13 protein-coding genes are annotated in these 14,684 nt (G+C 60.4%); 10 read left to right on the top strand and 3 right to left on the bottom strand.

Annotated features, from left to right (window positions below; genetic code table 11):
- Positions 1 to 168 precede the first annotated feature (168 nt).
- Complete coding sequence (locus tag ACQ4OE_RS07300; protein ID WP_016983304.1) at positions 169 to 513, bottom strand: hypothetical protein; 345 nt, start codon at positions 511 to 513, stop codon at positions 169 to 171.
- A 213-nt stretch (positions 514 to 726) separates the two neighbouring features.
- On the opposite strand from ACQ4OE_RS07300, the gene ppc reads away from it, so the two are divergent.
- From ppc to ACQ4OE_RS07335, 7 genes are all read left to right on the top strand, one after another.
- On the top strand, positions 727 to 3,357 hold the full coding sequence (gene ppc, locus ACQ4OE_RS07305) for a phosphoenolpyruvate carboxylase (protein ID WP_430946228.1): 2,631 nt from the start codon (positions 727 to 729) through the stop codon (positions 3,355 to 3,357).
- Positions 3,358 to 3,657: 300 nt separating this feature from the next.
- Entirely contained in the window at positions 3,658 to 4,308 is a 651-nt protein-coding gene (gene adk, locus ACQ4OE_RS07310) for an adenylate kinase (RefSeq protein ID WP_122591293.1), read from the top strand.
- Positions 4,309 to 4,402: 94 nt separating this feature from the next.
- Positions 4,403 to 5,077: a tRNA (adenosine(37)-N6)-threonylcarbamoyltransferase complex dimerization subunit type 1 TsaB gene (gene tsaB / locus ACQ4OE_RS07315; protein ID WP_430946229.1), complete on the top strand. Its 675-nt coding sequence runs from the start codon at positions 4,403 to 4,405 to the stop codon at positions 5,075 to 5,077.
- A 257-nt stretch (positions 5,078 to 5,334) separates the two neighbouring features.
- On the top strand, positions 5,335 to 5,643 hold the full coding sequence (locus ACQ4OE_RS07320; protein ID WP_122591297.1) for a hypothetical protein: 309 nt from the start codon (positions 5,335 to 5,337) through the stop codon (positions 5,641 to 5,643).
- Positions 5,643 to 6,503 (top strand): DUF72 domain-containing protein, encoded by an 861-nt coding sequence (locus ACQ4OE_RS07325; protein WP_430946230.1) that lies wholly within the window; start codon positions 5,643 to 5,645, stop codon positions 6,501 to 6,503. Before ACQ4OE_RS07320 ends, ACQ4OE_RS07325 begins: the two co-directional genes overlap by 1 nt.
- Positions 6,504 to 6,535: 32 nt before the next feature.
- Positions 6,536 to 7,372 (top strand): isocitrate lyase/PEP mutase family protein, encoded by an 837-nt coding sequence (locus ACQ4OE_RS07330; protein WP_430946231.1) that lies wholly within the window; start codon positions 6,536 to 6,538, stop codon positions 7,370 to 7,372.
- 2 nt (positions 7,373 to 7,374) lie between these two features.
- On the top strand, positions 7,375 to 8,067 hold the full coding sequence (locus ACQ4OE_RS07335; RefSeq protein ID WP_430946232.1) for an extensin family protein: 693 nt from the start codon (positions 7,375 to 7,377) through the stop codon (positions 8,065 to 8,067).
- A gap of 3 nt (positions 8,068 to 8,070) precedes the next feature.
- Here ACQ4OE_RS07335 and ACQ4OE_RS07340 read toward each other — a convergent pair whose 3' ends face one another.
- Positions 8,071 to 8,691 carry an energy transducer TonB gene (locus tag ACQ4OE_RS07340; protein ID WP_122591305.1) on the bottom strand — a complete coding sequence of 207 codons (621 nt, stop codon included), beginning with the start codon at positions 8,689 to 8,691 and terminating at the stop codon, positions 8,071 to 8,073.
- A 92-nt stretch (positions 8,692 to 8,783) separates the two neighbouring features.
- Here ACQ4OE_RS07340 and ACQ4OE_RS07345 point away from each other — a divergent pair, with 92 nt between their 5' ends.
- The gene (locus tag ACQ4OE_RS07345; protein ID WP_430946233.1) at positions 8,784 to 9,566 is read left to right on the top strand and encodes a class I SAM-dependent methyltransferase; all 783 of its coding nucleotides are present in this window, start codon (positions 8,784 to 8,786) and stop codon (positions 9,564 to 9,566) included.
- Between the two features lie 104 nt (positions 9,567 to 9,670).
- Here the strand turns inward: ACQ4OE_RS07345 and ACQ4OE_RS07350 are convergent, their stop codons facing one another.
- Positions 9,671 to 10,306 (bottom strand): TetR/AcrR family transcriptional regulator, encoded by a 636-nt coding sequence (locus ACQ4OE_RS07350; protein ID WP_430946234.1) that lies wholly within the window; start codon positions 10,304 to 10,306, stop codon positions 9,671 to 9,673.
- A gap of 94 nt (positions 10,307 to 10,400) precedes the next feature.
- Here ACQ4OE_RS07350 and ACQ4OE_RS07355 point away from each other — a divergent pair, with 94 nt between their 5' ends.
- Both ACQ4OE_RS07355 and ACQ4OE_RS07360 read left to right on the top strand, forming a co-directional pair.
- Complete coding sequence (locus ACQ4OE_RS07355; RefSeq protein WP_122591309.1) at positions 10,401 to 11,501, top strand: efflux RND transporter periplasmic adaptor subunit; 1,101 nt, start codon at positions 10,401 to 10,403, stop codon at positions 11,499 to 11,501.
- 6 nt (positions 11,502 to 11,507) lie between these two features.
- Positions 11,508 to 14,576, top strand: coding sequence for an efflux RND transporter permease subunit (locus ACQ4OE_RS07360; RefSeq protein WP_430946235.1), 3,069 nt, complete (start codon positions 11,508 to 11,510; stop codon positions 14,574 to 14,576).
- Positions 14,577 to 14,684 lie beyond the last annotated feature (108 nt).

The following is a 14,684-nucleotide window of genomic DNA, read 5'->3' on the forward strand; positions in this document are numbered from 1 at the left end:
GTACGCGCGGGAATTTCTAATACCGAAAATACGTCGATTTCAAGGCAGAAATACAGTCAATGTGGGAGCGAGCCTGCTCGCGAAAGCGGTGTGCCAGTCACCATCGATGTCGACTGATATACCGCTATCGCGAGCAGGCTCGCTCCCACAGTTTTGATGGGTGTTGTGTCAGTGTTTCTGCTTGCCTTCAACAGCCGAGAGGTCATGCAAATGCCGGCGCGACAACGCCAGAAACCGCGGCGTAGGCCCGACATCCTCATACAACGGATCACCTTCCTCATCCGTCGCCACCACCGTCGAGCCCTTCACATACGGCAGGCTCGCTTCGAACTCTTCAAGCGCTGCGCCAATCAGTTCGCCGAGCAATTCTTCGGCATGCCGTTTGGGGTACATCTCGGCAATCGCGGCCAGTCGCGCAGCCGCCTCAACGTCCAGATGAATCGTGTAGCCAGTGTCGGTCAGGCGACCTTTGGCGTTTTCTTCCCAATGCTGGGCGAGTTCACGAATTTTCATGATGACCTCATTTCGCACCTGCTCATGGCAGGTCTGGGTGAGTGTCCGCCGGGGCCGGCGGCAAGCCGTTGTACGGCTTACTGTTGAGACTAGCTTTCGGCCACAAGGTTTAAAGTCCCTTGGTCGGATGCTTGTAAGAAGCGGCGCAGAGCGGCACTCTCTAGGTCATGCACTCGTTTCTAAGCCGTCCGGATTACTGCTGGGGAATTGCTGATGACCGATATTGATGCACGCTTGCGCGAAGACGTTCACCTGCTCGGAGAGCTGTTGGGCAACACCATTCGAGACCAGTACGGCGAGGCGTTCCTCGACAAGATCGAGCAGATTCGCAAAGGCGCCAAGGCCGACCGCCGAGGCTCGATGGACGCTGAACTGAGCGCCAGCCTCAATCAATTGAGCGAGGACGAATTGCTCCCGGTGGCGCGGGCGTTCAACCAGTTTCTCAATCTGGCGAACATCGCCGAGCAGTATCAGTTGATCCATCGGCGCGAAGAGTCGCAGCCGGCGCCGTTCGAATCCCGCGTATTGCCCGAGTTGCTCGCACGTTTGCGCAACGAAGGCCACAGCGCCGAGTCGCTGGCCCGGCAACTGGCGCGACTGGAAATCGAACTGGTGTTGACCGCGCACCCGACCGAAGTCGCGCGGCGCACGCTGATCCAGAAGTACGACGCGATCGCCGCGCAACTCGCCGCGCAGGATCATCGCGACCTGACCAGCGCCGAACGCGAGCAAATTCAAAACACCCTGCAACGGCTGATCGCCGAAGCCTGGCACACCGAAGAAATCCGCCGCACGCGACCGACGCCGGTTGACGAAGCCAAGTGGGGTTTCGCGGTGATCGAACATTCGCTGTGGCAGGCGATTCCCAACCATATGCGCAAGGCTGACAAGGCCTTGTTTGAAGCGACCGGCCTGCGGCTGCCGCTCGAAGCGGCGCCGATTCGCTTCGCTTCGTGGATGGGCGGCGACCGTGACGGCAACCCCAACGTCACCGCCGCTGTGACCCGCGAAGTGTTGCTGCTGGCGCGCTGGATGGCCGCTGATTTGTACCTGCGCGATGTCGATCATCTCGCGGCCGAGCTGTCGATGCAGCAGGCCAGCGATGCGTTGAAAGCCAAGGCGGGCGACAGCGCCGAACCGTATCGCGCAGTCCTCAAGCAACTGCGCGAACGCCTGCGTGCCACGCGCAATTGGGCACACGCCGCACTGACCGCGCCAACGCCTGCGCCAGCCGATGTGCTGAGCAACAATCGCGATCTGCTCGATCCGCTGGAACTGTGTTTCAACTCGCTGCACGAATGCGGCATGGGCGTGATCGCCGACGGCCCGTTGCTCGATTGCCTGCGTCGGGCGGTGACGTTCGGCCTGTTCCTCGTGCGTCTGGATGTGCGCCAGGACTCGTCGCGGCACAGTTCGGCGATGACCGAAATCACCGACTACCTCGGTCTCGGGCGCTACGAAGATTGGGATGAAGAACAGCGCATCCGTTTCCTCACGCAAGAGCTGACTAATCGTCGGCCACTGCTGCCGGCGCATTTCAAACCGTCCGCCGACACTGCGGAGGTGCTCAACACGTGCAAGGAAATCGCTGCCGCACCGGGCGCTTCGCTCGGCTCGTATGTGATCTCCATGGCCGGCGCCGCGTCCGATGTGCTCGCCGTGCAACTGCTGCTCAAAGAGTCCGGCGTGCTGCGACCGATGCGCGTGGTGCCGCTGTTCGAGACCCTCGCCGACCTCGACAATGCCGGGCCGGTGATGGAGCGGCTGTTGCTGCTGCCGGGTTATCGCGCGCGGCTGCAAGGCCCGCAGGAAGTGATGATTGGTTATTCCGACTCGGCCAAAGACGCCGGGACCACTGCGGCAGCCTGGGCGCAATATCGCGCGCAGGAACGCCTGGTGGAAATCTGCCGTGAGCAGCAAGTTGAATTGCTGCTGTTCCACGGTCGCGGCGGCACCGTGGGCCGTGGCGGTGGCCCGGCGCACGCGGCGATTCTGTCGCAGCCACCGGGTTCGGTGGCGGGGCGTTTCCGTACCACCGAGCAGGGGGAAATGATTCGATTCAAATTCGGTCTGCCGGACATCGCCGAGCAAAATCTCAATCTGTATCTGGCGGCAGTGCTTGAAGCGACCTTGCTGCCACCGCCGCCACCGACGCCGGAATGGCGCCATCTGATGGACGAATTGGCGGCTGACGGTGTCAGTGCTTACCGTCAGGTGGTGCGTGAAAATCCGCAATTCGTCGAGTACTTCCGTCAGTCCACACCGGAGCAGGAATTGGGCCGTTTGCCGCTTGGCAGCCGTCCGGCGAAACGCCGCGCCGGCGGCATCGAAAGTCTGCGGGCGATCCCGTGGATCTTCGGCTGGACGCAAACGCGGCTGATGCTGCCGGCGTGGCTCGGTTGGGAATCGGCGCTGAGCAAAGCGCTGGAGCGAGGCGAAGGTGAGTTGCTCGGGCAGATGCGCGAGCAGTGGCCTTTCTTCCGTACGCGCATCGACATGCTCGAAATGGTTCTGGCCAAGGCTGACGCGGATATTGCGCTGTCCTACGACGAGCGTCTGGTCGAGGCAGATCTGCTGCCGTTGGGCGCGCAGTTACGCGACCTATTGTCGCAGGCGTGCGCGGTTGTGCTCGGCCTGACCGGCCAGTCGCAGCTGTTGGCACATAGCCCGGACACCCTCGAATTCATCCGGTTGCGCAACACTTACCTCGACCCGCTACATCTATTGCAGGCCGAGTTATTGGCCCGTTCACGGCAGCAGAATGTCGAGCAGGGCAGCCCGGTGGAACAGGCGTTGCTGGTGTCTGTGGCGGGGATCGCCGCCGGTTTGCGAAATACCGGCTAAGGTTTTGCTCGTGATGTGCGGCACCGGCATTAAGCGCCGGTTGCCGCGTTGCCTGACGAGCGAATGTGCCGGCAGGCGACAGTTAATGATGGGGTTGCGACTTGGGTTACCACGTCACAAGGTCGCGAGAGGCTGCGGTTTCTCCGACTTTTGGCGTCTTGTGTGGGCGCAGCCTGCTGTGTATCTTGATCAGCCTTTGGCCGTTTCTGCGGCCACGACCCGTATTTTCAGGATTCGTCCCAAGAGGCGAATCCTTTGTTTTGTAAAAGCTTTTTATAAAAAAATTGAGGAGCACATCTAATGCGCGTCATTCTGCTGGGAGCTCCCGGGGCCGGTAAAGGTACTCAGGCAAAGTTCATCACCGAAAAATTCGGCATTCCACAAATTTCCACTGGCGACATGCTGCGTGCAGCGGTCAAGGCCGGTACTCCGCTGGGCGTTCAAGCCAAGAGCATCATGGATGCCGGCGGCCTGGTGTCGGATGACCTGATCATCGCACTGGTTCAGGACCGTATCGCTCAGCCAGACTGCGCCAACGGTTTCCTGTTCGACGGCTTCCCGCGCACCATTCCGCAGGCTGAAGCCCTGGTCACTGCTGGCGTCGAGCTGGATGCAGTGGTTGAAATCGCTGTTGAAGACGAAGAAATCGTTCAACGCATTGCCGGTCGTCGTGTTCACGAAGCCAGCGGCCGCGTTTACCACATCGTTTACAACCCGCCGAAGATCTCGGGCAAAGACGACATCACCGGCGAAGAGCTGGTACAGCGCAAGGACGACACCGAAGAAACCGTGCGTCATCGCCTGTCGGTCTACCACTCGCAGACCAAGCCGCTGGTGGAGTTCTATCAGAACCTGTCCGCCAAAAACGCTGGCAAGCCGAAGTACAGCCACATTCCTGGCGTCGGTTCGGTCGATGCGATCACCGCCAAGGTGCTGGCCGCGCTGAGCTGAAAAGTCTGATCGGCTGCATCATCCACGGCCCGCTTGCGGGCCGTAGTTGTTTATACTGACGCACTTTTTTCCCACCCCTGTTTTGGAAACATCGATGAGCACCTTGCTGGCCCTGGACACCGCGACTGAAGCTTGCTCCGTTGCCTTGCTGCATGACGGCAAGGTCACGAGCCATTACGAGGTGATCCCGCGCCTGCATGCGCAGAAGCTGCTGCCGATGATCCAGCAACTGCTGGCCGATGCCGGCACCACGCTGCAAGCGGTCGATGCGATTGCCTTCGGTCGCGGGCCGGGTGCGTTCACCGGTGTGCGGATCGCCATTGGTGTCGTGCAGGGTTTGGCGTTTGCGCTGGATCGCCCGGTGTTGCCGGTGTCCAACCTCGCCGTGCTGGCCCAGCGTGCCTATCGCGAACATGGCGTGAGCCAGGTTGCGGCGGCCATCGATGCGCGGATGGATGAAGTGTATTGGGGCTGCTATCGCGAGACGGCGGGGGAGATGCGTCTGGTCGGTGCCGAAGCGGTGTTGCCGCCGGAAGTCGCGGCGCTGCCGGCTGATGCCAGTGGCGAGTGGTTCGGTGCTGGCACCGGTTGGGGCTATGGCGAGCGGATCGGCGTCAACTTCAGCGGCTCGGACGCCGGTATGTTGCCCCACGCCGAAGACCTGCTGACGTTGGCTCGTTTTGCCTGGGAACGCGGCGAGTCGATCCCGGCTGACGACGCGCAACCGGTGTATCTGCGCGATAAAGTCGCCACCCCCAAGGCTCGTTGATTCAACACATTCCCTGTGGGAGCGAGCTTGCTCGCGAAGGCGTCGTATCAGCCTATATCAATGTTGAATGTGCTGAACTCTTCGCGAGCAAGCTCGCTCCCACAGTGGGCAGTGCGCTGCCAGATGTCTGCCAATCGTCAGTTTCTAACCCTTCGCTTTAAACCTTTTGCGCTTTATGTGTTCTAGTTATCACTCGGCGGTTTGCTAAGTCGGTCAAGTGCCGCTAAATTGCCATCATCGATACCGAGCATGAAATTATGCGTATAGACGGCCTCTCCTCTCAGTCCTACCCCATCAAGCGCAAGCCTCGCAAAGGCCCTGTGACGGTGGATGAATCCGTCGACGATATCGACGGCGAGCTGGAGTTTCCGACTGAAGAGCAACTGGCCGCCCGTGCTGCCAAAGCCTCCGCGCAACGCCTGAGCAATCTGCCCGCCCGCCAACAAGACATGATCTACCACCGCACGATGAGCAAAAGTGTAGCGATGGCCCTCGCCAGCTACCTGAGCACCGCCGGATTTGTCGATTGGGATGCAGACGTGCTGGGCCTCGATCTGTACATCTGATGGATCTGCCTTACTACCTCGGTTGCCCGTCCTGGAGCGAAAACGCCTGGCGCGAGTATTTGTACCCGGTAGACGCAAAAACTTCTGACTTCCTCAGTCTCTACTCCCAAGTGTTCAACGCCGTCGAAGGCAACACGACCTTCTATGCCAGCCCGTCGCCCGCCACCGTGCAGCGTTGGGCCGAGATCATGCCCGAGCACTTTCGTTTCACCGCCAAATTCCCCGGCGACATCAGCCACAGCGGTGACCTGCGCGAGCAGCTGACCGCTGCCGAAACTTTCCTGCAATTACTCAAGCCCCTCGGTCAGCGTGTCTCGCCGCTGTGGCTGCAACTGTCGAAAAGCTTCACGCCGCAGCGGCTGCCGGAACTGGCGGGGTTCATCGATGCACTGGACTGCCCGCTGGCGGTGGAAGTGCGGCACGAACAGTTCTTCGCCAAAGGCGAGAGCGAACGTTTGCTCAATCGTCTGTTGCTGGACCGTGGCGTCGAGCGCATTTGCCTTGATCCGCGCGCGCTGTTCAGTTGCCTGTCGACCGAGTCCTCGGTGATCCACGCGCAATCGAAAAAACCAAGAGTGCCGACGCGCCCGGCGGCGTTCACGCAATTCCCGCAGGTGCGCTTCATCGGCCATCCCGAGCTTGAGGCCAACGACTCGTTCCTGGTGCCGTGGGTGGCGAAAATCGCCGAGTGGATCGAAGAGGGGCGCACGCCGTACATCTTCCTGCACACCGCCGACAACCTGTTGGCGGCGAAACTGGCGCAACGTTTTCACGCACAATTGATGCAACGTTTGCCTGGCCTGCCATCGCTGCCTGAGCTATACAGAGAACCCGCCGCCGAGCAACTTGGCCTGCTCTGAGGCGGATTTATTTCCTGCCCGGGAGCCAGCCGATGGACGCGCAAGCCCTTCAACAACAGACCCGTAAAGCCCACGCCTTCAAAGCCCTGCATGAACAACCGGGGATCTTCGTCATTCCCAATCCGTGGGATGCGGGGTCGGCGAAGATGCTCGCCAGTCTCGGCTATCAGGCCTTGGCCACGACCAGCGCCGGTTATGCGTTTTCCCAGGGCAAGGCCGATGGCGCGTTGAGTCTGGATGAGACCTTGGACAATGTCCGCACGATTGTCGCCGCGACGGATCTGCCGGTGGCGGTGGATCTGGAAAACGGTTTCTCAGATGACCCGGCCGAGTCCGCGAAAAGCCTGTTGCGTGCCGCCGAAGCGGGCGCGGTGGGCGGTTCGATCGAAGACGCGACGGGACGTCCGGATGTGCCCATCTATGGTTTCGAACACGCCGTGGCGCGCATCGAAGCCGCTGTCGCTGCCGTGCGTACGCTGCCATTTCCTTTCATTCTCACCGCGCGTGCGGAGAACTATCTGCACGGCAATCCTGACCTCAATGACACCATTCGCCGATTAAAAGCCTTCGCCGACGCTGGCGCCGATGTGCTCTACGCACCGGGTTTGCGCAATGCCGAAGAGGTGCTGGCGGTGGTGCGTGCGGTGGCGCCGAAACCGGTGAATGTGTTGATGTCCGGCGGTCTGAAACTCACCGTGCAGCAATTGCAGGACATGGGTGTGCGCCGGATCAGCACCGGTTCGGCATTGGCGTTGGCGGCGTTCGGTGAGTTCTTCCGCGCTGCCGAAGAGATTCAGCAATCCGGCACGTTCGGCTTCACTTCGCAATCGATGCCTTACGCCACGGCCAACCAGTTTTTCAAAGGCTGAACATGGGGCGATGGATATTCTGGTTGGTGCTGCTGATGATTGGCGGCGCTGCGGTCAGTGTCTGGCGCGGTTGGCTGGACGTGCCGCCGCAGTGGAATCCGTGGGCGCCGCTGGACGTCAAAGCCGCACCCAACTGGCTGACCGGCTACAAGATGATGCGCTTGCGCAGTGACCCTGAACTCTGTGCGCAAGCGTTAAGCAGCTCTGAGTTGCGCGTCACGCGGCAATCCGACAGCCCGGGCGCCAAGTGCCCGCTGATCGGCGCCTTGCGGGTGCAGGGCGGCGAGGTGGCGCTGAGCAGCAGTTTCCTCGCCAGTTGTCCGTTGGCCGTGGCCTACGCAATGTTTGAACAGCACACCCTGCAACCCGCCGCTCAGTCGGTTTACGGGCAGAAAATCGCACGTGTCGATCACCTCGGCAGCTTCGCCTGCCGCAACGTCTACAACCGCGAGAGTGGGGCGCTCAGCCGGCATGCCAGTGCCGATGCGCTGGACATCGCCGGTTTTCGTCTGGCCGACGGGCGCAGCATCACTGTGCTCAAGGACTGGCCCAAGCAAAATCAGGACGCGCAATTTCTGCGTCAGGTGCGCAACGGCGCCTGTGAGGCATTCAGTGTGGTGTTGAGTCCGGATTACAACGCCGCTCATCGCAATCACTTTCATGTCGATGTCGGGCGCTGGAGCGTGTGTCGCTGAGGCTTAAGCGGCGAGACGCAGGTTCTGCAGAACGATAGGGCGCGCCCAACCGTTATCGAAGTCCAGCGCTTTCTGCTGCTCGACGATTTCTTCCGGCGGGAATGGCGGGAATGGCTTCTGCATCAGGTCGAGGTCGAATTCGGCAATCGGCAGGTACAGCGGTTTTTTCTGCGGAGCCGGGCCAGGCTCTGGCGTTGGCTGGCCATTGTTGATCACCACCGGACGGACCCAACTGCTGTCGAAATCCTGCTGGGCCTGCTGAGCTTTCAATTCGTCTGCCGGGAACGGTGGGAACGGCTTGTCCAGCAGCTCCATTTCGAATTCGGCGATCGGCAGAAACAGCGGCTCTGGCGGACGCACTTGAGTCTCGACCACATCGCATTCGCGCTGGCTGACGATGTGCGCGTGCAATTCGCTGCCAACGGTCGGCTCTTCAGGGCTGTTCAGGTCAACCGGTGGAAACGTGCCACAGGCCGGTACCACTTCACTCGTCTGTTCGGCCATCGCTTGGGCAAAGAAATCCTGCCACAGGTGACTGACGCCGCTCAGTGCTTGAGTGTTTTGACGGCTGAAGTCGCCATGGGGCGAAATGTAGCCAATCGATGTGGGAAGAATGCCTGACATTTTTTTCGGTTGACGCTCAGCTCTGGCAAAATGCGCGTTGAATGAGTTATCGGCGGTTTTTGCCGCTCCTTGAATTTTTGAGCGTGTTTTCCATGATTGAGCAACCCGCGGCCTGCCGCATCCATGTCGAAGCCCTCGGCGCGACGTTTGAAGCGCAAGCGCAGCAGTGGGCCGAGCGTCTCGGTCTGCCGCGTGAAGTGGCGGACGCCGAGTTCGCCGTGCAGGTCGGTGAGCAGGGTTTGCAGCTGCAACAGCTCGGCGCGGACGCACCGGGGCCGGTGCGGGTCGACTTCGTTGAAGGTGGCGCGGCGCACCGTCGTTTGTACGGCGGCGGCAGCGGGCAGATGATCGCCAAGGCTGTCGGCATCGCCCAAGGCGTGCGCCCGCGGGTCCTGGATGCGACGGCGGGGCTGGGTAAGGATGCATTCGTGCTGGCGAGCCTCGGTTGCGAGATGAGCCTGATCGAGCGTCAGCCGCTGATTGGTGCACTGCTGGAGGATGGTCTGGCGCGTGGTGCGGAAGATTTCGATGTCGCGCCGATCGTGGCGCGGATGAAGTTGCTCAAGGGCAATTCCATCGAGGTCATGCAGAATTGGGAGGGGGAGCCGCCGCAGGTGATTTACCTCGACCCGATGTTTCCCCATCGCGAGAAGACTGCGCTGGTGAAGAAGGAAATGCGCCTGTTCCGGCCGTTGGTGGGAGATGATCCGGATGCGCCGGCACTGTTGCAGGCTGCGCTGGCATTGGCGACGCACCGGGTGGTGGTCAAGCGACCGCGCAAGGCACCGTGCATCGAAGGGCCGAAGCCGAGTCATGCGCTGGATGGTAAATCGAGCCGGTATGACATCTACCCGAAGAAAGCGCTCAAGGCTTGAGACCGGGTCGCTGCCATTCGCGAGCAAGCTCGCTCCCACATTGAAATGCATTCCATTGTGGGAGCGAGCCTGCTCGCGAAAGCGTCCGCCCAGACACCACAGAATCAGGGCCGATAGGCGCGCATAAACAACGCCACAACTTCCTGCACATGGCTTTCCGCTGCCTCTTCAGTCAACGGCTCCCCACAGCCATACAACAGCCGAAAATTCCCCGCGCCCTTGATCAGGCAAAAGAAATGCTCGGCCGCATTGCGCGGCAGATCGATGCTCAGCGCGCCGGTCTCGTGGATGCGCGTCAGCAGCCGCTCCATGCCCTGCACCATGCGCTGCGGACCGGCCTCGAAGAAGATCAGCGACAGCTTCGGATCCTGCACCCCCAGCGCCATGATCAAACGGTGCAGATTCACCGATTCATCGCTATTGATCAGGTGATGAAAACCTCGGGCAATGTTCAGCAACACATTTTCCACGGCAATGCCTTCGGGCAATTCGAAGAACAACGGCGGTAATTGCTCCTCGCATTTGGCCACCACGGCCGAGGAAAACAGCGTTTCCTTGTCGTTGAAATGGCTATAGACCGTCAGCTTCGACACGCCGGCCTCGCTGGCGACCGCGTCCATGCTGGTGTTGGCATAGCCATGTTGCAAAAACAGAATTTTCGCCGCGTCGAGGATCGCCTGGCGCTTGGCCAGATCCTTGGGGCGGCCCGGGCCGTTTGGAGCTGAAGGAGTGTTCGACATTCTTCGCTTTTAATACTGGACTGGTGAGTTTGCTATTAATAACATACCCGCCAGTATAATTATTCCAAGCACCATTTGCGAAAGGTCCGTCACCATGTTCCGCCATGCGTTGTCCTTTGCGTTGCCAGCGAGTCTGGCGTTGATATTGTCCGCATGCGGTCAGGAAGAGGCGACGCAAGTCACCGTGCGACCGGCCATGGTGGTGCAGCCAGAGCCTTCGGCCCAGGCGATGGAAAGTTATCCGGGCGAGGTGCGCGCCCGTTACGAACCCGATTTGGCGTTTCGTATCGGCGGCAAAGTCAGCCGACGACTGGTCGATGAGGGCCAGCGCGTGAAGGCCGATCAAGCGCTTGCCGAACTCGATCCGCAAGATGTACGGCTGCAACTGGAAGCCACCCGCGCACAAGTCGCCGCCGCCGAAGCCAATTTGAACATGGTGCGCGCCGAGCGCGATCGCTACAAAACGCTGATGGATCGGCAGATGGTCAGCCGCTCGGCCTACGACAATGCCGAAAACCTTTACCGTTCCGGTGAAGCGCGCGTTAAACAAATCAAAGCTGAATTCAACGTTTCGACCAATCAGGCCAGTTACGCGGTGTTGCGTGCGCCGCAGGATGGCGTGGTGGCCAAGCGTTCGGTGGAAGTCGGGCAAGTGGTGGCCGCCGGGCAAACCGTGTTTACCCTCGCCACCGACGGCGAACGCGAAGTGCTGATCAGCCTGCCGGAACAAAGCTTTGGTCGCTTCAAAGTCGGTCAGCCAGTGACAGTCGAACTATGGACGCAACAGAATCAGCGCTTCGCCGGGCAGATCCGCGAACTGTCGCCCGCCGCCGATCCGCGCTCGCGCACCTTCGCCGCACGGATTTCCTTCACCGGCGGCAAAGTCCCCGCCGAACTGGGCCAGAGCGCCCGGGTGTTTGTGCAATCGGCCGACAGCGTGTCGTTGTCGGTGCCGCTCTCGGCACTCACTGCGGAAAACGGCGCGACCTATGTCTGGGTCGTCAACGGCAACAACACCTTGAAGAAAACCCCGGTGCGCGTCGGGCCTTTCGGCGAAAAAACCGTGCCGGTGCTCGAAGGCTTGAACGCCAGTGACTGGGTGGTGGCTGCCGGCGTGCATGTGTTGCTCGAAGGGCAGCAGGTGCGCCCGGTGGATCGCTCCAACCGTGTGGTCAATCTGGCGGACAAGGAGTAAGCCCCGATGCGCTTCAACCTTTCCGAATGGGCGCTGCGTAATCGCCAGATCGTACTGTTCCTGATGCTTTTGCTGGCCATCGTCGGCGCTTTGTCCTACACCAAACTCGGCCAGAGTGAAGACCCGCCGTTCACTTTCAAGGCAATGGTGATTCAAACCCGTTGGCCGGGGGCGACGGCGCAGGAAGTCTCGCGCCAGGTCACTGAACGTATCGAAAAGAAACTGATGGAAACCGGCGAGTACGAACGCATTGTCTCGTTCTCGCGCCCCGGCGAATCGCAGGTGACGTTCATTGCCCGCGACTCGATGCATTCCAAGGAAATCCCCGACCTCTGGTATCAGGTGCGCAAAAAGGTCAGCGACATTCGCCAAACTCTGCCGCCGGATATTCAGGGGCCGTTTTTCAACGATGAATTCGGCACCACGTTCGGCAATATATATGCGTTGACCGGCGAAGGTTTCGACTACGCGGTGCTCAAGGATTACGCCGATCGCATCCAGATTCAGCTGCAACGGGTCAAGGACGTTGGCAAGGTCGACCTACTCGGTTTGCAGGACGAGAAGATCTGGGTCGAGTTGTCCAACGTCAAACTGGCGACACTCGGTTTGCCGCTAGCGGCGGTGCAGCAGGCGCTGCAAGAACAGAACGCGGTGTCGACCGCAGGATTTTTTGAAACCGGCAGCGAGCGATTGCAGCTACGGGTGTCGGGGAATTTTCAGACAGTCGATGAGATAAAAAACTTCCCGATCCGCGTCGGCGATCGTACGTTCCGCATCTCCGATGTCGCTGATGTGCGTCGCGGTTTCAACGATCCACCGGCGCCGCGCATGCGCTTCATGGGCGAAGACGCGATTGGTCTCGCGGTGGCCATGAAGGATGGCGGCGACATTCTGGTGCTCGGCAAAGCGCTGGAAGGCGAGTTCTCGCGCATCCAGAAAAACCTCCCGGCCGGCCTGCAATTGCGCAAGGTGTCCGATCAACCGGCGGCGGTGAAAACCGGGGTCGGCGAGTTCGTTCAAGTGTTGGTCGAAGCGCTGGCGATTGTCTTGCTGGTGAGCTTCTTCTCCCTCGGCGTGCGCACCGGCATGGTGGTGGCGCTGACCATTCCGCTGGTGCTGGCGATGACCTTCGCCTGCATGTATTACCTGAACATCGGCCTGCACAAGATTTCCCTTGGCGCATTGGTGCTGGCGTTGGGTCTGCTGGTGGACGACGCGATCATCGCTGTGGAAATGATGGCGATCAAAATGGAACAGGGTTTCGATCGCATTCGTGCGGCGAGTTATGCCTGGACCAGCACCGCGTTCCCGATGCTCACCGGTACGTTGATCACTGCCGCCGGGTTTCTGCCGATTGCCACCGCGCAATCCGGCACGGGTGAATACACCCGCTCGATCTTCCAGGTGGTGACCATCGCGTTGCTTGCGTCCTGGGTGGCGGCGGTGGTGTTTGTGCCGTATCTGGGGGAAAAACTCCTGCCGGATCTGGCGAAAATTCATGCGGCCAAACATGGCACGGGCGATGGTCAGCCGGACCCTTACGGCACGCCGTTCTATCAGCGGGTACGGCGTCTGGTCGAGTGGTGCGTGACGCATCGCAAGACGGTGATCGTGCTGACGGTGGGGCTGTTTATCGCCTCGGTGATGTTGTTCCGTTTCGTCCCGCAGCAGTTTTTCCCGGCCTCCAATCGCCTGGAGCTGATGGTCGATCTGAAACTCGCCGAAGGTGCGTCGCTGGCCAACACCACCGGAGAGGTGAAACGGCTGGAGGCGATGCTCAAAGATAATGCGGGCATCGACAATTACGTCGCCTATGTCGGCACCGGTTCGCCGCGTTTTTACCTGCCGCTGGATCAACAATTACCGGCGGCCAGCTTCGCCCAGTTTGTGGTGTTGGCGAAGAACATCGAGGAGCGTGAAGCGCTGCGCTCCTGGCTGATCGACACGCTCAACGAGCAGTTCCCAGCCATGCGTTCGCGGGTGACGCGTTTGGAAAACGGTCCGCCGGTGGGCTACCCGGTGCAGTTCCGCGTCACTGGCGAGCACATTGAGGAAGTCCGCGCTTTGGCGCGTAAAGTGGCGGCCAAGGTTCGCGAGAATCCGCATGTGGTCAATGTGCATCTGGATTGGGAGGAACCGAGCAAAGTCGTGTACCTGAACATCGATCAGGATCGCGCGCGGGCGTTGGGTGTGAGCACGGCGAATCTGGCGAAATTCCTGCAAAGTTCGTTGACTGGTTCGAGCGTCAGCCAGTATCGCGAAGACAATGAGTTGATCGAGATTCTGCTGCGCGGCACGGTGCATGAGCGTACTGAGTTGTCGTTGTTGCCGAGCCTGGCAGTGCCGACGGATAACGGTCGCAGTGTGGCGTTGTCGCAGGTCGCCACGCTGGAATACGGCTTTGAGGAAGGCATTATCTGGCATCGCAACCGGCTGCCAAACGTGACCGTGCGGGCCGATATTTATGGCAAGGAACAACCGGCGACGCTGGTGAAGCAGATCATGCCAACGCTCGATCCGATTCGGGCTGAGTTGCCGGACGGTTATCTGCTGGATGTGGGTGGCACGGTGGAGGATTCCGAGCGTGGGCAGAAGTCGGTGAATGCCGGGGTGCCCATGTTTATCGTCGTGGTGCTGACCTTGCTGATGGTGCAGTTGCGCAGTTTCTCGCGCACGGCGATGGTGTTTCTGACGGCGCCGTTGGGGTTGATCGGGGTGGTGCTGTTTTTGATGGTGTTCCGTCAGCCGTTCGGGTTTGTCGCGATGCTGGGGACGATTGCGTTGTCCGGGATGATCATGCGCAATTCAGTGATTCTGGTGGATCAGATCGAGCAGGATATTGCCTCGGGTCTCAGGCCTTGGCAGGCGATTATCGAGGCGACGGTGCGGCGCTTTCGGCCGATTGTGTTGACGGCGCTGGCGGCGGTGCTGGCGATGATTCCGTTGTCGCGCAGTGTGTTTTTCGGGCCGATGGCGGTGGCGATCATGGGCGGGTTGATTGTGGCTACGGCGTTGACGCTGTTGTTTTTGCCGGCGTTGTATGCGGCTTGGTTCAGGGTTCGGCGCGAGGTTTGATCTTTTGTGTGACGTGGCGGCCTTCGGGCCGACCATTTTCTTGGGGGGGGGGTGAATATCCGTTGCTTTGGGTGTTGCGGCTGGCGGTTTCGCCCTTACGGCGACTCA

This window comes from Pseudomonas sp. WC2 (assembly GCF_050586545.1).
Taxonomy (GTDB): domain Bacteria; phylum Pseudomonadota; class Gammaproteobacteria; order Pseudomonadales; family Pseudomonadaceae; genus Aquipseudomonas.